General features: G+C 66.1%; 15 protein-coding genes. 2 read left to right on the top strand and 13 right to left on the bottom strand.

The window, feature by feature from the left end; translation table 11 throughout:
- Positions 1-24 precede the first annotated feature (24 nt).
- From AB7E83_RS07475 to def, 13 genes are all read right to left on the bottom strand, one after another.
- Positions 25-471: a hypothetical protein gene (locus AB7E83_RS07475; protein WP_428567244.1), complete on the bottom strand. Its 447-nt coding sequence runs from the start codon at positions 469-471 to the stop codon at positions 25-27.
- A 117-nt stretch (positions 472-588) separates the two neighbouring features.
- Positions 589-1,497 carry a phosphoribosylaminoimidazolesuccinocarboxamide synthase gene (locus tag AB7E83_RS07470; RefSeq protein ID WP_428567241.1) on the bottom strand — a complete coding sequence of 303 codons (909 nt, stop codon included), beginning with the start codon at positions 1,495-1,497 and terminating at the stop codon, positions 589-591.
- A 52-nt stretch (positions 1,498-1,549) separates the two neighbouring features.
- Positions 1,550-4,210: a site-specific DNA-methyltransferase gene (locus tag AB7E83_RS07465; RefSeq protein WP_428567238.1), complete on the bottom strand. Its 2,661-nt coding sequence runs from the start codon at positions 4,208-4,210 to the stop codon at positions 1,550-1,552.
- Positions 4,211-4,212: 2 nt separating this feature from the next.
- On the bottom strand, positions 4,213-4,650 hold the full coding sequence (locus AB7E83_RS07460; protein ID WP_428567235.1) for a PIN domain-containing protein: 438 nt from the start codon (positions 4,648-4,650) through the stop codon (positions 4,213-4,215).
- Positions 4,650-7,907, bottom strand: a complete 3,258-nt coding sequence (locus tag AB7E83_RS07455; RefSeq protein WP_428567232.1) for a BPTD_3080 family restriction endonuclease — start codon at positions 7,905-7,907, stop codon at positions 4,650-4,652. Before AB7E83_RS07455 ends, AB7E83_RS07460 begins: the two co-directional genes overlap by 1 nt.
- 56 nt (positions 7,908-7,963) lie before the next feature.
- A complete protein-coding gene (gene fba, locus AB7E83_RS07450) occupies positions 7,964-9,028 on the bottom strand; it encodes a class II fructose-bisphosphate aldolase (protein ID WP_428567229.1) in 1,065 nt (354 codons plus the stop codon).
- A gap of 58 nt (positions 9,029-9,086) precedes the next feature.
- A complete protein-coding gene (gene pyk, locus AB7E83_RS07445) occupies positions 9,087-10,544 on the bottom strand; it encodes a pyruvate kinase (protein ID WP_428567227.1) in 1,458 nt (485 codons plus the stop codon).
- A 65-nt stretch (positions 10,545-10,609) separates the two neighbouring features.
- Positions 10,610-11,803, bottom strand: a complete 1,194-nt coding sequence (locus AB7E83_RS07440; RefSeq protein WP_428567224.1) for a phosphoglycerate kinase — start codon at positions 11,801-11,803, stop codon at positions 10,610-10,612.
- A gap of 23 nt (positions 11,804-11,826) precedes the next feature.
- Positions 11,827-12,165, bottom strand: a complete 339-nt coding sequence (locus AB7E83_RS07435) for an AzlD domain-containing protein (protein WP_428567221.1) — start codon at positions 12,163-12,165, stop codon at positions 11,827-11,829.
- Positions 12,162-12,896 carry an AzlC family ABC transporter permease gene (locus AB7E83_RS07430; RefSeq protein WP_428567218.1) on the bottom strand — a complete coding sequence of 245 codons (735 nt, stop codon included), beginning with the start codon at positions 12,894-12,896 and terminating at the stop codon, positions 12,162-12,164. Before AB7E83_RS07430 ends, AB7E83_RS07435 begins: the two co-directional genes overlap by 4 nt.
- Positions 12,897-12,902: 6 nt before the next feature.
- Positions 12,903-13,871 carry a methionyl-tRNA formyltransferase gene (fmt, locus tag AB7E83_RS07425; RefSeq protein ID WP_428567215.1) on the bottom strand — a complete coding sequence of 323 codons (969 nt, stop codon included), beginning with the start codon at positions 13,869-13,871 and terminating at the stop codon, positions 12,903-12,905.
- Between the two features lie 10 nt (positions 13,872-13,881).
- On the bottom strand, positions 13,882-14,376 hold the full coding sequence (locus AB7E83_RS07420; RefSeq protein WP_428567212.1) for a hypothetical protein: 495 nt from the start codon (positions 14,374-14,376) through the stop codon (positions 13,882-13,884).
- Positions 14,377-14,395: 19 nt separating this feature from the next.
- The gene (def, locus tag AB7E83_RS07415) at positions 14,396-14,908 is read right to left on the bottom strand and encodes a peptide deformylase (RefSeq protein ID WP_428567210.1); all 513 of its coding nucleotides are present in this window, start codon (positions 14,906-14,908) and stop codon (positions 14,396-14,398) included.
- 160 nt (positions 14,909-15,068) lie between these two features.
- Here def and AB7E83_RS07410 point away from each other — a divergent pair, with 160 nt between their 5' ends.
- Both AB7E83_RS07410 and dprA read left to right on the top strand, forming a co-directional pair.
- A complete protein-coding gene (locus AB7E83_RS07410) occupies positions 15,069-16,295 on the top strand; it encodes a LysM peptidoglycan-binding domain-containing protein (protein WP_428567209.1) in 1,227 nt (408 codons plus the stop codon).
- Positions 16,296-16,347: 52 nt separating this feature from the next.
- Positions 16,348-17,511 carry a DNA-processing protein DprA gene (gene dprA / locus AB7E83_RS07405; protein ID WP_428567206.1) on the top strand — a complete coding sequence of 388 codons (1,164 nt, stop codon included), beginning with the start codon at positions 16,348-16,350 and terminating at the stop codon, positions 17,509-17,511.
- Positions 17,512-17,575 lie beyond the last annotated feature (64 nt).

The raw sequence follows: 17,575 nt of genomic DNA, 5'->3' as shown, positions 1-17,575 counted from the left end.
GAAAGCCCTGGGGTCCCGGTTTTCCTAGCGCTTGACCATCACCACCCGGTCGAGCGGCAGCGCGCGCAGGCGCAACTCGACCAGCTCGCCGCCCGTGCGCAGCTTCGGGAAATTCACGGCCTCGACCTCCACGATGCCCGCGGACACGGCGGGCATCGGCTCCTTCGGAATGTGCGGCAGCGCGTCCGCGCGGGCGACTTCCCGGTCGCCGTCGCATTTCGCGAGCAGCGCCGGCCTGGACAGCCGCACCTGCTGCACGTCCCCCAGCGCCTCCTTCTTCGCGCTGGTGACCACGCGGCCGTTGCTCGCCATGAGCTGTACGCCCTCGAAGCGCGGCGCCCAGCGGTCGCCGGTCGTGATCCTGCCGGCCAGGATGCACTGACCGGCGTTCAGTTGCTGCGCGGAGGCGGCGAAAGGCGCCGCCGCGGCAATGGCGAGAAGGGTCGCGGGAACGATGCGGGACGGGGCCATGGCTGCGCTTCCTGGTGAGAGTGTGCGCCAGCATAGCGCCCCGACCGGGGCATGCGTGTCGGAGGATTCCGACACTCGCATGCGCGCGCGATGCGGCTTGGCGCCGCAGGCCCCGGCTCAGGCCGTGAGCCGGTCCAGCGCCTCGCGGTATTTCGCCGCCGTCTTCGCGATCACGTCGGGCGGCAGCGGCGGCGCGGGCGGGGTTTTGTCCCAGGGCTTGCCGTCGATGCGCACGGCCTCGAGCCAGTCGCGCACGAATTGCTTGTCGTAGCTCGGGGGGTTCGCGCCCGCGGCGAACGCGGCTTCGTAGCCTTCCACCGGCCAGTAGCGCGAGGAATCGGGCGTCAGTACCTCGTCCATCAGCACGAGCGTGCCGTCGTCGTCGAGTCCGAACTCGAATTTCGTGTCGGCGATGATCAGGCCCTTGGTGAGCGCGAAGTCGGCCGCCTCCTGGTAGATCGCGATGCTGATGTCGCGAATTCTCGATGCGATGTCGGGTCCGACGATGCGCACGACCTGCTCGTACGAAATGTTCTCGTCGTGCTCCCCCGCCTCGGCCTTGGCGGCGGGCGTGAAGATCGGCTGCGGCAGCTTCGCGGCGTTCGTGAGGCCGGCCGGCAACGGCACGCCGCAGACCGCCTGCGACTCCTGGTATTCCTTCCACCCGCTGCCCGCGAGGTAGCCGCGCACGACCGCCTCCACCGGGATCGGCTTGAGCCGCTTCACCAGCATCGAGCGGCCCTGCACCTGCGCCACTTCATTCGGCTGCACCGCGCTCTCCGGGAAGTCGCCGGTCAGGTGGTTGGGGCAGACGTGGCCCAGGCGTGCGAACCAGAAGAGCGCCATCTTCGTGAGGATCTCGCCCTTGCCCGGAATCGGCTGGCCCATGATCACGTCGAACGCGGAGAGCCGGTCGCTCGCGACCATGAGGATGCGATCGCTGCCGACCGCATAGTTGTCGCGCACCTTGCCGCGCGCGAGCAGCGGCAGGGAGGCGATGTTGGAGGTGTGAAGTGCTGATGGCATAAGAATGCACGTGAGGCGTCGAATTGTCACCCAACGACAGGACGCCTGAAGTCTAGACGACGAACACTTTTGTACTCTCTTCGCCGAACTGACTGATCACCCGGACGGCCAGCCTGCGGCCCTTCTCGGCAGGCACAGGATGCGACTTGAAACCATAGACACGCTCGAACGCCTCGTCGTCCATCTCGATCTTGAGCATGTGCTCGGCGTTCTTCTTGACGCTTGCAACGGCCAGGGACGACAGGCCGCGCCGAAACTTGTCGAACTCGTCCTTGTCGCCGCCGCAGAAGAACACCTGCGTCGGAACGAAATTGGAACCATCGTAGTCGGCGTCGAGCATCCAATAGCTGATGTCGGCGGCGCTGCGAGGCTTGACTTCGTCACGGATCGGGTCGTAGATGTCGAGCCCGCGAATTTCGATCTGCACCTGCCCGCCCTCGACGATGGGCCAGATGTCTGGCTCGCCGATGGTCACAAAAGAAGCCGCCTTCTTGTCCTTCTTGATCAGGCCATCCTGCATCAGGTCGTCATGCATGCGCACCTTCGTGATCTCGAAGCTGCCGACTTTTCGCGTCACCGAGCGGTTCTCGATGTCACTTTCGAATCCGAAGCCCAGCGCAAGCAGCCAGTCGGCATCACCCCTGCGGGCGCAGGCACGTATCGCTTCATTCACCGCAACACGGCTTACCGTTCCGAACTGCGGCCCGATATGGAAGTACGCCTTACGTTCTCCGCCAGCGGCGTCGTACCAGCCTTCCGCGTGCAACGCGCCTTCCTGATCGTTGATCAGATCCACACGCGAGAATACGGCCGTCTCGCCCTTCGCGCCGTTCTTGACGCCGGCGGTTTTCAGGTGCTCGAAGATGCGGTCGAAGAAGCGTTGTGCGCTGTCAATGTCCTGCTCGGCGGCTGCAAGTCGGTCAGGCGCCAATGGTTCGTCTGCCTGAAGAGTTTCGACCGTGAATGGGCCGGCGACGCGCAGCTTCTTCTTGTCAATCTCTGGCTGGTCGTAGAGAGTCTCCGTCTCTGGCGGCTCGTCGTTGGCGATCGACTTGAGCGTAACGTGCGGAACCGTCTTGTATAAAAAGCCGTGGCGCACGTCCTGACCAACCACATCCACCAGCTTGTACCAAGGGTAGGTAGCTGTCATTAAACGGGTCTTGGCGATGTTAAGGGCGATGCGCGACGTGTCGCTCGTGATCCAACGACGCCCCCATTGCTCGGCGACGAAGGCGGTGGTACCGCTGCCACATGTGGGATCAAGGACGAGGTCTCCGGGGTCGGTGGTCATCAAAACACAGCGAGCTATGACCTTGCTGTCCGTCTGCACGACGTAGCGCCTCTTATCCCCCACGAAGCCACCGACGCCGGTGTCCGTCCAAACTGAGCCGATCGGATCGACGGGGTAGTCGTCCCAATACCTAACATACCTTAGCGTATTGCCCTTCCTCACCAATCGCTTCGCCAGCGCAAGGCGAGACATGCCACGTTCAGTGGTTGTCCAATGTCTCGTCATTGGTGGTCGGTAGGAGTCTCCCTCAAACTTGAACTCATAGTGCAGCGCCCCAACAAATCCTTCTGAATTCAGCGGAGTGCGGGCAAACGGTCGAGCCCCCTCTGGAATTCGCGATGGATCCCGCCGCTCCTCGGCGCTGAGCTCGCGTCGACTGCCATCTTGGGCCTCCAACCAATCGTAGAAGGCGGTCTCTCCACCTGTCAGCAGCGATTCGCTGAAGCATTTTCGGAACTTGATTGAACGACCATCCTTTGCATACCAGAGGATATAGTCGAAATTCCGTTGCAGTAGATCCGTAGCAAAAGATCCAGTCTTCTTGAATGAAATAAGTGCGGAGAAATTTTCACTCCCAAATACCTCATCCATTAAGGACCGCACCAAATGCACATTCTCGTCACTGATTTGAACAAAGCAAGATCCGGTCGCACTCAGCAGCTCGCGTGCGACCAGCAAACGATCCCGCAAGTAACTCAGATACGAGTGAATTCCGAGCTCCCACGTATCCCGGAATGCCTTGATCACTTCCGGTTCGCCCGACAGGTTCTCGTCTGCGCCGTCCTTGACATTGCGGTCATTCAACCGCATCTGCCAGTTGCTTCCGTACTTGATCCCGTACGGCGGATCGATGTAGATGCACTGAACCTGCCCGGCCATCCCCTCGCGCTCCAGCAGACTCGTCATCACGAGCAAGCTGTCACCCTGGATGAGACGGTTCTGCCACTTGTTCGGCTGCTTGTAATACGACAGCGGCTTGTCCAGTTCGTCCATCGCCAGCGGATTGCCGAACAGCTCGTGCGTGAACATTTCTTGCTGCGCATCATTCTGGCCACGCAGCTTGTACAGATTGGAGATGATCTTCTCCGGCGCGATGTGCTCGTGCCGATACAGGCTGCGGACGTCCACGTCCAGTTGCTGCACGTCGCCGCCCTCGCCGTACTTGTGCAGCCAGTACAACTCCGGGTCCTGCCCGCGCCGAGTGACCGGATTCAAGGGCACCGCCTTACGCGTCGGCAGTCCGGCAATGGCATCAGACTCGTTGCCCTGCTCCTCCGTGCTAGGAATGAAGGGCCGAGCGACCGGCGTCTGCCCCTTGTCGTGCTTGAGGGCATCCACCGGCTTGAAGCTGCCGATCGCGGTCTCTCCGGCGCTGGCCTTGCTGGCCGACGGTGGGGAAGCGGGTTTCCTACGGGTGGCCATGGCTATTGAGTCCAGTCTTCGGTTATCAGGCCGGAGACACGGTCGAATTCGCATGTGTGTCCAGTGACCACCGCACAACCTGCCTGCCGCGCGTGCGCGGCAATCCAGCTGTCGTTGGGGCCGATGGGATTCTGGTGAAGTTGGTGCCGAATTTCGCCGTAGTGCCGGCAGACATCTGCCGACAATGGCAACACTGAGATCATGGCGCTCAGCGCATCCAGCAGCGCGTGGCTTCTTTGCGGCGATGCGCTCTTGTCGGCGCCGTAGCGAAGCTCGCCCATGGTGATGACAGACATGGCCACATCGGCCGCCTGCGTAGCTCGCCACTTCGCGTGCACCTTCTCCCGGCGCTGCAACGTCGCAGGATTCTTTGCCGATTTATTGCGGTGCGCGTCGCGCACCGCAATGCACGCGTTCGTATCGAGCAGGTATTTGGGCATCAGGCGGCGTCCTCATCGTCGTCGATCAGGCCTGGGCGGTCTTCCGCGGGTCGCAACTCGCGTATGGCATCAAACACGTCGTCGGGCAACTCGGACAGCAACTGGATCACATCCCAGGCTGTGGCCTCGCCCACATCCACCTCGCGGCCGATGCGTTCTACCGTCGGCTCCAGTTCGTTCTTCAGGCGTTCGATGTCGGTGATCTCCAGGAAGTGCCATGAAAGGCCACCGAACTTTTCACGTTGCGCATTCACGGCCGGCAGCCAGCGCTGCAGCGTGAAATAGCGCTTGAGTTCCTTGTCCTGTGCGAAGCCCGTGATTTCCACGATCAGGTTGAACCGCCTGCCTCCCGGCGTCTTGATCCGGCAGAGGAAGTCGGGCACATAGCGTCGGTCCTTGCCCGCCTTGTCGGTATAGGGGATCTCGAAGCCCAGAAAGGCGTTCTTGACGTAGCTTTCGATCGCGTCGATCTGCTCGAACGTCTTGGCAGCAAGCTGCTCCCAGCTGTCCGTGTCGGCCACCACGAAGTTCACAGGGCTGCGCTTCGTCGCGAAAACAGGCTTGGCCGTGCTGGCCTGAACGTTGGCCGTGCTTCCACGAGGGTGGTAGCGGTTGAGCAGCGGAACGATGCGTGGCGTCTTTTCAGTGGACTGCGCGGCTTGTCGCTGCAGGCTTGCTGCCTCGATCCCGCGATAGATGCTGTCCGCCACGGCCTTTTCAGGGTAGTCGCGAATCAACTTCCGCAGGGACCGGTCCGTGGCGCCGACGAGATCGATCTCGCTCTCGTACCACTTCTCGGCAATACGCAGTACGTCGCGGAAGTGTTCGAACTGCACTGTGCCCAAGTCGCTGCGAAAATAGTGGTTGAGTGTCGCCCGGGCTGCCCAGTACACAACCTCCTGGTCGCGCCTGTGCTCGACGGCGGCACGCAACTCCTGCGTGTCTCCGGAGAACGCCGTGCCCAGCGTCGTCTTGGTGGGCAATTGCGCAAGGTTGATCTTGAAGCGAGGGAGACCCGCAAAGTCCGCCTCGATCGCGTCCGGGTCCAGCGCGAGTTTGTAGCCCTGCACGTTCGGAAAGTCGATCGTCAGGTCGGCCCGCTCCGGCAAGGCGCGCAAATACTTGATGTCTTGCGGCGTCGGAAGGTCTGAGGTGCCGCCTTTGAAGAACTTGAACGGCACGCCGATGATGTGCGCGTACTCCGGAGGGAACTTGCCGGTCTTCGGATCGATGAAATACTCGCGCCGCCGCAGCGCGCGACCTGCCACCTGTTCGCACAAAAGTTGCGAACCGAAGGCGCGTATGCCGACGATATGCGTGACCGTGTTGGCGTCCCAGCCTTCCGTGAGCATGCCGACGCTGACAACGCAGCGGATGTGTTGGCCCAGCTTGCCGGGGCGGCCGACAGTATTGACAACTTCGCGAAGCAAGTCGGCCTCCGTCAGTGCGTCCACCGAGCGGTGCGGATGCGTGAGCCTGTACTCCCTCTTGAACTGCTCGATCTCCGTGGAGAAGACGCGCTTGAACTCGTCATTGATCTGACCGGAATGCTCCAAGGCGTCGGAGTCGATCAGTAGCGTGGGGGGCCGATGCAGCGGCTTGAGCGTGACTTTGTCGAAGTTGGAGAACAGGTCCAGGGCTCCGCGTACCACCATGGGTTGGCCATCGGCCGATTGAGTCTCATACCCGGCGATGAGCTTGTAGACCTCTTTGGACACCGTCATGTTGCTGCACACAACGATAAACACGGGAGGCGCTGTGAACATGTCCCTCCTGCGCTCGCCCTGTTCGCGAAGACCCTTGTCGTACGCGGAGTAGTGCTCGTAGAACTGGACGAGCGCCTGTCGCAGAAGTGGTGGCAACTGTGGAGGCGCTTCCACAAACTTCGCCAAGTCGCGCTTGAGCCCTTTCGCGCCCGATTCTGTTCGAGCGCCCCTGCTTGACGGCAAATCCCCCTTGCAGGCTTCATAGAGGTTGCGCAAGGTCGGCTCGTCGAGGGTCTGGGCGTTGTCTTCCACCGGCAGAAACGGGATCTTGACCAGACCCGCTTCGATGGCCTCGATCAACCCGAAGTCCGACACCATCCAGGGGAAGTACGAGTAAGCCGGCCACCCAGAGCCGGCGAGGTAGTAGGGTGTGGCCGAAAGATCGTACACACTGGCCACCTGCCACCGTTGGGCCACCTCACGCAATCCGGAGTACCACACCGCCGCCCGCTCGTTCTCGGTAGCGCTCGCCTCCTCGTCGGTATCGCGGCCTTTGGCACGCGGCAGGTAGCAATGGTGTGCTTCATCGTTGATGACCACCATTCGCCGGCCAGGCTTGAAGCCGGGCAGCATGCGGCGTGTGACCTCCGCTGGACTTTCCAGTGCTACGGTCTTTCGGCCGTCGGCGCCAAGCTTTCCGTCCATCGGACTCTTCTTGTTGCCGCCGATCTGGCGCCGCTCGAAACCATGGAAGTTGGTGATGACCAAGCGCGCGTTCAGGCCAGCAAGCAGGCCCGCGAACGCCGGTGGCACGAGCTGCCTTTCGCGGTAGTAGTCGGATGCGTCGGCATCCCGCTCGGCCAGCGTATCGACTCGCAGCACCGCGAGCCGGTCGCGGATCGTCACACCCGGCGCCACAATCAGGAAGTAGTCGGCGTACCGCGTGTCGTTGCGGTACTCGCAGCGATTGAGGTAGTGATACAGCAGAAGGCAAGCCATGACGACCGTCTTGCCCGTTCCTGTCGCCATCTTGAAGCAGATGCGGGGCAAGGTGCCGGCGGGGTCGTCTGCGGATTCGTTCGCCAGCCCTATCTCCCGCAAGACGTGCGTGCCCACGTTCGACTTGCCGGCCACTTCATTGAGCCATATCGCAGCCTCCACGGCTTCGCGCTGCGCAAAGAAGAGTTGCATGTGGCTGGGCCGCTCCGGATTGAGAAACCAGTAGGCGAGGAGGTCTCGGGTCACCCTACTCGTGACGCCTTCATAGCCGCTCTTGCGCCAAGCGATCAGCTGCTCGCGCACCAGATTGACGATCCGTGCCCGATACTCCGCCGCGAAATCGTTGACGTCGAACATGCTGCCTTGAGACGGGCGACCCAAGGGCACCTGGGGTGTCGTCGGCGCGAAAATCCGTCGACCCGGAATAGGGCGCTCATAGTCAAGGCTACCGTCCTCCGCAGTCGCGTAATGCCACGCAGGCTCGTCGTACGGTCCGTTAAGGATCGGGGAGGGCTCCCCACCCCCTCTCGCAGGTTTGTTGTCGGCGGGCATCAGGGCCGCATTATTGCCGGGACTTCAGCCTCTCCCGCAAGACCGAGCCACAGGCTTCAGTTCACCACCTGCGCGAGTTCGCCCTTCACATACTTCGCCGCCACGACCTGCAGCGTGTCGCCCTTGATCTTGCTGCCCTGGCCTTGGCAGCCGAACTCGACGTAGCGCTGCCGGCAGATCTTCTTCGCGGCTTCGCGCGCGGGCTTCATCCACTCGCGCATGTCGAACTTCTCGGGGTTCTCGGCCATGAACTTGCGCACCGCGCCCGTCATCGCGAGGCGGATGTCGGTGTCGATGTTGATCTTGCGCACGCCGTGCTTGATGGCTTCCTGGATCTCCTCGACCGGCACGCCGTAGGTTTCCTTCATGTTGCCGCCGTGCTGGCGAATGATCTCCAGCAGGTCCTGCGGCACCGACGACGAACCGTGCATGACGAGGTGCGTGGTCGGGATACGCTTGTGGATTTCCTTGATGCGGTCGATGGCGAGGATGTCGCCCGTGGGCTTGCGGCTGAACTTGTACGCGCCGTGGCTCGTGCCGATGGCGATAGCCAGCGCGTCGAGCTGCGTGCGCTTCACGAAATCGGCGGCCTGCTCGGGGTCGGTCAGGAGCTGCTCGCGCGTCATCGTCGCGTCGGTGCCGTGGCCGTCTTCCTTGTCGCCGCGCATGGTCTCCAGCGAACCCAGGCAGCCGAGCTCGCCCTCGACCGTCACGCCGTACTTGTGCGCGAGGTCCACGACCTTCTTCGTCACTTCCACGTTGTACTCGTAGCTGGCGATGGTCTTGCCGTCGGCCTCGAGCGAGCCGTCCATCATCACCGAGGAGAAGCCGAGGTCGATGGCGCCCTTGCACACGTCGGGGCTCTGGCCGTGGTCCTGGTGCATCACCAGCGGAATGTTCGGATACGCCTCAAGCGCCGCCTGGATCAGGTGCTTCACGAAGGGCTCGCCCGCGTACTTGCGCGCCCCGGCGCTCGCCTGAAGGATGACCGGCGCATCGGTTTCCTTCGCCGCTTCCATGACGGCCTGGACCTGTTCGAGGTTGTTGACGTTGAAGGCCGGGATGCCGTAGCCATTGGCGGCGGCATGGTCCAGCAGTTCGCGCATGGAAACGAGAGGCATGGCTGTTCCTGAAGGGGGTGGTACTACCCCATCGATTCTAGTTAGTTCGGCCGCGTGTTCACTCCGCCCGGCAGATCTTGAGCATGTTGGTGCCCCCCGGCGCCCCCATGGGCTCGCCGCAGGTGATGGCGTAGATGTCGCCCGAGCCGACGATGCCGCGCCGCTTGAGGTGTCTCTCGGCATCCGCGAGCGCCTGGTCGCGGTCGACGCTCTGGTCCATCAGCAGCGGCCGCACGTTGCGGTAGATGGCCATCTTGCGCTGCGTCACCACCCGCGGCGTGAGCGCGTAGATCGGAATGTGGACGCGATGGCGGCTCATCCACAACGGAGTCGAGCCGGAATCCGTGAGCGCGACGATGGCCTTGCAGCCGAGGTGATAGGCCGTGAACAGCGCGCCCATCGCGATGGACTGGTCGATGCGCGAGAAGGTCATGCCGCTGAAGTCGGCGTCGAGCTTCACGTCCTCGGCCATCTCCGCCTCGGCGCAGATGTTCGCCATTTCCGTGACGGTCTCCACCGGGAACTTGCCGGAGGCGGTCTCCGCGCTCAGCATGACGGCGTCGGTGCCGTCGAGCACGGCGTTGGCGACGTCGCTCACCTCGGCGCGCGTCGGCACGGGGTTGGTGATCATCGACTCCATCATCTGCGTGGCCGTGATCACGAACTTGTCGTGCTGCAGCGCGAGGCGGATCATCTTCTTCTGCAGCGCCGGCACCGCCGCGTTGCCGACCTCGACCGCCAGGTCGCCCCGCGCGACCATGATGCCGTCGCTCGCCTCCAGGATCTTCTCGAGGTTCGGGATCGCCTCGGCCCGCTCGATCTTGGCGATGAGCCCCGGCTTGTGCCGGTACTCGGCGGCCGCGACGTTGCACAGCTGCCGCGCCATCTCCATGTCCGTCGCGGTCTTGGGAAAGCTCACCGCCACGTAGTCGGCCTGGAAGCTCATCGCCGTGCGGATGTCCTCCATGTCCTTCGCGGTCAGCGCGGGGGCCGTGAGCCCGCCGCCCTGCTTGTTGATGCCCTTGTTGTTGGACAGCACGCCGCCGAGCCTGACCGTCGTGCGCACCTGGTCGCCGCGCACGGCGGCGACTTCCAGCACGATCAGGCCGTCGTTGAGCAGCAGCGTGTCGCCCGGTTTCACGTCGCGCGGCAGCTCCTTGTAGTCGAGCCCGACGCCCTGCAGGTCGCCGAGCTCGGTGCGCGCGGCGTCGAGGACGAAGGAAGCGCCCGGTTCGAGCAGGACCATGCCATCGGCGAACTTGCCCACGCGGATCTTGGGGCCCTGCAGGTCCGCCATGATCGCGAGCTCGCGGCCGGCGCGCTGCGCGGTCTCGCGCACGAGGCGGGCGCGCTCGATGTGGTCCTTCGCCGTGCCATGGCTGAAGTTCAGCCGCATGACGTTGACGCCGGCGGCGATCATGCGTTCGAGGACGGCGGGCTCGCTGGATGCGGGGCCGAGCGTGGCGACGATCTTGGTGCCGCGGCGGCGGGGCGTGGGGGATTCGGCGGTGGACATGGGGCGCATTCTGGCACCCCAGCCGTCCGTCATTCCCGCGAAGGCGGGAATGACGCAAGTCCTCTTCAGCCGCCCGCGCGCTTCTGCAGGATCTCGAACGCCGGCAGCGTCTTGCCCTCGAGAATCTCGAGGAAGGCGCCGCCTCCGGTGGAGATGTAGCCGACGTCCTTCTCGATGCCGTACTTCGCGATGGCCGCGAGCGTGTCGCCGCCGCCCGCGATGCTGAACGCGCTGGAGCCGGCGATGGCGCGCGCGATGGCCTGCGTGCCCTGCGCGAACGCCTCGAATTCGAAGACGCCCACAGGGCCGTTCCACACGATGGTGCCCGCGGATTTCAGCATGCCTGCAAGACGCGCCGCCGTGACCGGGCCGATGTCGAGGATCATGTCGTCCGCGGCGACGTCCTGCGCCTGTTTCACGCTCGCGGGCGCATCGGCGGCGAAAGTCTTCGCGACGACCACGTCCGTGGGAATCGGCACCTCGGCGCCGCGCGCCTTCATCGCGGCCATCACGGCTTTGGCTTCCTCGACGAGATCCGATTCGGCCAGGGACTTGCCGATGGGCAGGCCCGCGGCGAGCATGAAGGTGTTGGCGATGCCGCCGCCGACGATGAGCTGGTCGACCTTGTCCGCGAGCGACTTCAGGATGGTGAGCTTGGTCGACACCTTGGAGCCGGCCACGATGGCCACGAGCGGGCGCTTCGGGTTCGCGAGCGCCTTGCCGATGGCGTCGATCTCGGCCGCGAGCAGCGGGCCGGCGGAGGCGACTTTCGCGTACTGCGCGATGCCGTGCGTGGTCGCCTCGGCGCGGTGCGCGGTGCCGAACGCGTCGTTCACGTAGATGTCGCACAGGGCGGCCATCTTCTGCGCGAGCTGCGCGTCGTTCTTCTTCTCGCCCTTGTTCACGCGGCAGTTCTCGAGCAGCACGACTTCGCCCTGCTGCACATCGACGCCGTCGACCCAGTCGGACTTCAGCGCGACGGGGCGGCCGAGCAGCTCCGACAGACGCGTCGCCACCGGCGCGAGCGAATCCTCGGGCTTGAATGCGCCCTCGGTCGGTCGGCCCAGGTGCGAGGTGACCATCACCGCGGCGCCGCCGTCGAGCGCCATCTGGATGCAAGGCACCGAGGCGCGGATGCGCGTGTCCTCGGTGATGTGGCCGGCGTCGTCCTGAGGCACGTTGAGGTCGGCGCGGATGAAGACGCGCTGGCCGCGCGCCTTGCCTTCGGCGCACAGGTCGGAAAAGCGGAGGATGTTCATGGTGGTGTCGATTCTAGAAAGCCTCACCAGCCCAGGCCCACGTGCAGCGGCAGGTACACGGCCATGCCGCCGAGGAGCGTGACGAAGGTGTTGCGGCGCCAGAGGAACAGGGCGGCGCCGGCCAGCGCGGCGAAGATACGCGCGTCCAGCAGCGTCGCAACGAGGTGCCCCTGCGTCATCACCACCTCGGGCACGACCACGCCCGCGAGCGCCGCGACCGGCGCATAGTTCAGCGCGCGGCGCGCGCCGTCGGGCAGCGACCACGGCCGGTCGAAGATGAAGAAGAAGCAGCGCGTGAGCACCGTCATGCAGCCGAGGCCGGCGATCACCGCCAGGGTCCAGAGATCCGTTTCGCCGTTCATCGACCGAGTCCCGCCGCGCGCGGCACGGCTTTTTCGAGCCAGAAACAAAGAAGCACCGTCACCCCGATGGCCGTGACGATGTTGAGCTTCAGCGGCAAGGCATACGCGGCGACCGCCGTGCAGCCCGCGATGACGAGCGCCAGCGCGCGCAGCGGCGTGTTGGCGAGCGAGCACAGGATGCCGATCAGGCACAGCACGCCCGCGAAGCCCAGCCCCCAGTTCGAGGGGATGCCGTTGCCGAGCACCGTCCCGATCACGCTGCAGACGACCCAGCTCAGCCAGATGGCGCAGTAGTTGCCACTGAGAAACGCTTCCTGCTCGTGCCGCTGCGCATCGTCCGTCGCCGGCCGCGGGTTGTGGCTGGTGAAGAGCGCATAGGTCGTGTCCGCCGAAAAGAAACCGTGCACCATGCGCCGCCAGCGCGGCAGGTGGATCACGTACTCGCGCATGTGGAGGCTGAAGACGATGAAGCGCAGGTTGACGCAGAAGCCGGTGGCCACGATCACCCAGAACGGGGCGCCCGCGACGATGAGCGGGATCGAGGCGAGCTGCGAACTGCCGGCATAGACGAAGAGCGTCATCGCGATCGCCTCGAACGCGCTCATACCCGACTTCACCATCGCCACGCCGGTCATCAGGCCCCAGGCCGCGACGCCGGGCACCACCTGGGCGCTGCTGCGCATGCCCGCGCGGAAGGCGGGATGGCGGTGGAGGGAGGGCAGGAAGAACATCGGGAATCAGCGCAGGGGCGCCTCGAGCCGCTGCCCGGCCTCGAGCGGGAAGCCGCGAAGGAAATCGCCCGCCCCCAGGCGCTTGCCCCCCGCGCGCTGCAGTTCGGTCAGCGTCAGCCGCCCTTCGCCGCAGGCAACGACGATGCCACGTCCGTCGACCGCGACGATGGCGCCGGGCGCAGCGTCGCCGCGTTCCTGTATCGACGCGGTCGCCCGCCAGACCTTCAGCGTCTCGCCGCGCGAGGCGGCGGTGGCGCCGGGAAAGGGGTCGAACGCCCGGATGCGCCGCTCGATGACACGGGCCGGCTGCGTCCAGTCGATGGCCGCCTCGGCCTTCTCGATCTTGTGCGCGTAGGTCACGCCTTCGGCCGGCTGCGCGCGCGGTGCCAGGCCGCCGCAGGCCGCGAGTTCCAGCGCCTCGACGATCAGCCGGCCGCCGAGTTCGGCGAGCCTGTCGTGCAGCGTGCCGGTGGTGTCCGTCGGCGCGATCGCGACGCGCGCCTCCAGCAGCATGTCTCCGGTGTCGAGCCCGGCATCCATCTGCATGATCGTCACCCCTGTCTCCGGATCGCCGGCCTCGATGGCGCGGTGAATCGGCGCCGCGCCGCGCCAACGCGGCAGCAGCGATGCATGGATGTTAAGGCAGCCGAGCCGCGGCGCATCGAGCACCCATTGCGGCAGGATCAGGCCGTAGGCGGCGACGACCATCACGTCGGCGGCGGCCTGCGCGAGCGCGTCGCGCGCCGCGGCCGCGTCCTCGGGGTACTTTCCGTCGAGCCGCAGGCTGCGCGGTTGCGCGACCGCGATGCCGTGCGCCTGCGCGAACTGCTTCACCGGCGAGGGCTGCAGCTTCATGCCGCGGCCGGCGGGCCGGTCGGGCTGCGTCAGGACGAGCGGAATGACGAAGCCCGCCGCGTGCAGGCGCTCGGCGGCGGCGCGGGCGAAGTCGGGAGTGCCGGCGAAGACGACGCGCATCGGATGCGCGTCAGGACCGGTCGTTGGGCGCGTTGACGAACTCCATGCCGGGGTGCGCACGCTGCACCACGCCGGCGGGATCGACATACACCCAATAGAACATCGGATCGTTGCCCTGCTTCCAGCGGTAGGTCATGACCGTGCCCCGGAAGCTGGTCACCGCGTCGACCTGCGCGGGCGGGCCGAACTCGCGCTCGACGTCGGCGCGCAGCCACTTGCCCGGCTCGATGCGCTGGAACTCCTCGGGCGTCATCACCTGGCGCGAACGCACCACGCGGCCCGCGGCATCGACGTCGACCATGAACACATGGTGGCCAAGCGGCTGCATCGAATACTGCAGGCGCTGCAGGCCATTGGGCAGGGCGACGAGGCGCGTCGGCTGGCCCGCGCGCGCCACCACATCCGCGCGCGGCGTGCCCAGGGCGATGTCCCAGGCCCCCATGGGGCTGGCGCAGCCCGCGGCGAACGCCGCGACGCACAGGAAGAGAGAGACGACGAATCGCATGGCACGCACCTCGGCCGGGTCAGGCACGCGCGGGATCGCGCCGCGCCTTCAGCATCTTGGTGCGGATCCGGTTGCGCTTCAAGGGCGAGAGGTAATCGACGAACACCTTGCCGAGCAGGTGGTCCATCTCGTGCTGAACGCAAACGGCGAGGATGCCCTCGGCTTCCAGCGTGCGCTCCGTGCCGTTCCCGTCGAGCGCGCGCACCTTCACCGCCGTGGACCGCTCCACGCCGTCGTAGATGCCGGGCACGGACAGGCATCCTTCGTCGGCCACCACCATCTCCTCGCTGGCCCACACGATCTCGGGGTTGATCAGCACGATGGGGCAGTTGCGTTCCTCCGACACGTCGATGACGATCACGCGCTCGTGGACGTCGACCTGCGTGGCCGCCAGGCCGATGCCCGTGGCGTCGTACATGGTTTCGGTCATGTCGGCGATGAGCGCCTTGATGCGTGCATCGACCGCCTGCACGGGCTTGGCGACCGTGAGCAGGCGCTCGTCGGGATAGACCAGGATGGGAAGAAGTGCCATGGCGAGGGGGGCGAATCCGGAAAAGAACGTCTTTCGCTATTTTCGCCACTTTCGGCCGTTCCGACGCGCCCACGGGGCATTAAACATTGCCCGATCAAGGGCTTGAGCGCAGAATCGCGAGTAAATTATCAAGACTTTGGACCGCACAGGAAGAACGACGATGGCGCAAACCCGCATTGCCTGGGCCGCAGGGGTCGCACTGGCCGCCGGGGCCGCGCTCTGCGCGGGTCCGGCCGCGGCGCAGTTCCCCGTCACGCCCGGCCAGCGTGCCACCGCGCAGCAGGTGGCGCAGGCGGGCGTTGCGCTGTCCGAGCTCGCGCCCGACGCGCCGGAGCGCTACACGGTCAAGCGGGGCGACACGCTCTGGGGAATCTCCGGCCTCTTCCTGCGCAGCGCCTGGCGCTGGCCCGAACTCTGGGGCATGAACATCGACGAGGTGCGCAACCCGCACCGCATCTACCCCGGCCAGCAACTGGTGCTCGAGAAGTCGGGCGACCGCGCGCGTCTTCGCCTCGCCCAGCAGGGGCTCGACACCCCCATCCAGACCCTGCGCGTCTCGCCGCGGGTGCGCATCGAGCCGCTCGCCGAGAGCGGCATTCCGACACTCCAGACCCATCTGGTCGAACCTTTCCTCGCCGAGCCCGTGATCGTGGGCGAGGGCGAACTCGAGCGCGCGCCCCGCATCGTCGCCGTGCCCGAGAACCGCGTGCTGATCACGCGCGGCGACCGCGCCTACGTGCGCGGAAGCGCCGGCTCGCCCCTGGTCGAGCGCGATGCGCGCCGCACCGAACAATTTCGCGTGTTCCGCTCCGCGACGCCGCTGCGCGACCCCGCCACGGGCGCGGTGCTCGGCTACGAAGCGCAGTACATCGGCGGCGCGCAGCTGGTGCGCGGCGAATCGACGCAGGTCGTCGCGGCCCGGAGCAACGCCTGGTGGCGAATCGGCGCCGGACCCGAGACCGTGGTCGTGCCCGCCACCATCGACATCGTGCGCGCGAAGGAAGAGATCCGCGTGGGCGACCGCCTGCTGCCGGAGCCGCCGCGCCAGCTCGTGAGCTACGTGCCGCGCGCGCCGGCGCAACCGGTCGACGGCATGATCGTGTCCGTCTACGGCGAGGCCGTGGTCCTCGCGGGGCAGAACCAGGTGGTGGTGGTCAACAAGGGCACGGCCGACGGGCTGGAAAGCGGCCACGTGCTCGCGATCATGAAGGCCGGCCAGCGCATCGAGGACAAGACGCAGGGCGGCGAGCGCGCAGCCATGCGCCTGCCCGACGAACGCAACGGCCTGCTGATGGTGTTCCGCCCCTTCGAGCGCCTGTCGTACGCGCTCATCCTCGAAATCACCGACGCAGTCAAGGTCGGCGACCGCATCGCGAATCCGCGCTGAAGCGCGTCTCGCGCACTCGGCCGAACTCACCCGAACTCACCGGATCGCCCGTATGGATCGCGCGGAGGTATCCGCCTGGCTGCGGCTCGCACTCTCGCCCGGCATTGGCGATGTCGGCGCGCGCAAGCTGCTCGCGAGCTTCGGACTTCCGGAAGCCATCTTCGCGCAGGACCCGCAAGCCCTCGCGCAGGTAGTGGGCGAGCGCGCGGCCGCGGGGCTCGCGAAGGCGCCCGACGCCCTGCAGGCGCAGGTCGATGCGACGCTGGCCTGGCTCGAAGGCGGCCCCGAGCGGCGCATCGTGACGCTGGCCGACACGCGCTACCCCGCGGGGCTCCTGCAGACGGCCGATCCGCCGCTGATGCTCTACGCGATGGGTCCGGCGCGCTTCGAGCTCGGCCCGGCCATCGCCATCGTCGGCAGCCGCAACCCCACACCGCAGGGACGCGAGAACGCGGCACGCTTCGGCCGCGCGCTGTCGGAGGCCGGCATGACCGTGGTGTCGGGACTCGCGCTGGGCGTGGACGGCGCGGCGCACGAGGGTGCGCTCGACGGCGCGCGGCCAGGGCATTTCGCGACCGTCGCGGTGGTGGGCACGGGCCTGGACCGCGTGTACCCGAGCCGGCATCGCGCGCTGGCGCACCGGATCGCGGAGCACGGCTGGCTCGTGAGCGAATACCCGATCGGCACGCCGCCGCTCCCGCAGAATTTCCCGAAGCGCAACCGCATCATCTCCGCGCTCTCGCAGGGAACGCTGGTGGTCGAGGCAGCCCTTCAGTCCGGTTCGCTGATCACGGCGCGCTTTGCCGCCGAACAGGGCCGCGAGGTGTTCGCGGTGCCGGGCTCGATCCATTCGCCCCAGGCGCGCGGCTGCCATCAGTTGCTGCGCGAGGGCGCGAAGCTCGTCGAAAGCGCGCAGGACGTGCTCGAGGAATTGCGCGGCATGCGCCCCGCGGTCCGCGAGACCGCGGCGGCAGCCGTCGGCGCGGATGACGACGTGGGCGAAGGCTTCGCTTGCGAGGACGCTTCCGCAGGACGCACGAAGGACGAGCGTTCTCTCCTCGCCGCCATGGGGTTCGATCCGGTGACGCTCGATGCACTCGTCGCGCGCACCGGCGTCGGCATCGCGCACCTCCAGGCGCGCCTGCTCGAACTCGAACTCGCGGGCGACGTCGCCCGGCTGCCGGGCGGACTGTTCCAGCGCGTGGGCACGGCGTAACGGCTCGCGCCTTTTGCGATTGCGGTTGCGGTTGCCGTTGCCGTTGCCGACGCGATTGCGCAAC

Source organism: Ramlibacter sp., from assembly GCF_050250995.1.
Lineage (GTDB): Bacteria > Pseudomonadota > Gammaproteobacteria > Burkholderiales > Burkholderiaceae_C > Ramlibacter.
Note: the sequence above shows the minus strand (reverse complement) of the source record. Positions and strands in the feature narration are given on the sequence as shown.

Bases quoted from the DNA above. Each gene is read 5' to 3' on its own strand.
- AB7E83_RS07440 (WP_428567224.1), bottom strand. From the start codon at position 11,803: ATGAACATCCTCCGCTTTTCCGACCTGTGCGCCGAAGGCAAGGCGCGC.
- def (WP_428567210.1), bottom strand. From the start codon at position 14,908: ATGGCACTTCTTCCCATCCTGGTCTATCCCGACGAGCGCCTGCTCACG.
- fmt (WP_428567215.1), bottom strand. From the start codon at position 13,871: ATGCGCGTCGTCTTCGCCGGCACTCCCGACTTCGCCCGCGCCGCCGCC.
- AB7E83_RS07470 (WP_428567241.1), bottom strand. From the start codon at position 1,497: ATGCCATCAGCACTTCACACCTCCAACATCGCCTCCCTGCCGCTGCTC.
- fba (WP_428567229.1), bottom strand. From the start codon at position 9,028: ATGCCTCTCGTTTCCATGCGCGAACTGCTGGACCATGCCGCCGCCAAT.
- AB7E83_RS07465 (WP_428567238.1), bottom strand. From the start codon at position 4,210: ATGGCCACCCGTAGGAAACCCGCTTCCCCACCGTCGGCCAGCAAGGCC.
- AB7E83_RS07420 (WP_428567212.1), bottom strand. From the start codon at position 14,376: ATGCGATTCGTCGTCTCTCTCTTCCTGTGCGTCGCGGCGTTCGCCGCG.
- AB7E83_RS07475 (WP_428567244.1), bottom strand. From the start codon at position 471: ATGGCCCCGTCCCGCATCGTTCCCGCGACCCTTCTCGCCATTGCCGCG.
- dprA (WP_428567206.1), top strand. From the start codon at position 16,348: ATGGATCGCGCGGAGGTATCCGCCTGGCTGCGGCTCGCACTCTCGCCC.
- AB7E83_RS07435 (WP_428567221.1), bottom strand. From the start codon at position 12,165: ATGAACGGCGAAACGGATCTCTGGACCCTGGCGGTGATCGCCGGCCTC.
- pyk (WP_428567227.1), bottom strand. From the start codon at position 10,544: ATGTCCACCGCCGAATCCCCCACGCCCCGCCGCCGCGGCACCAAGATC.
- AB7E83_RS07460 (WP_428567235.1), bottom strand. From the start codon at position 4,650: ATGCCCAAATACCTGCTCGATACGAACGCGTGCATTGCGGTGCGCGAC.
- AB7E83_RS07430 (WP_428567218.1), bottom strand. From the start codon at position 12,896: ATGTTCTTCCTGCCCTCCCTCCACCGCCATCCCGCCTTCCGCGCGGGC.
- AB7E83_RS07455 (WP_428567232.1), bottom strand. From the start codon at position 7,907: ATGCCCGCCGACAACAAACCTGCGAGAGGGGGTGGGGAGCCCTCCCCG.
- AB7E83_RS07410 (WP_428567209.1), top strand. From the start codon at position 15,069: ATGGCGCAAACCCGCATTGCCTGGGCCGCAGGGGTCGCACTGGCCGCC.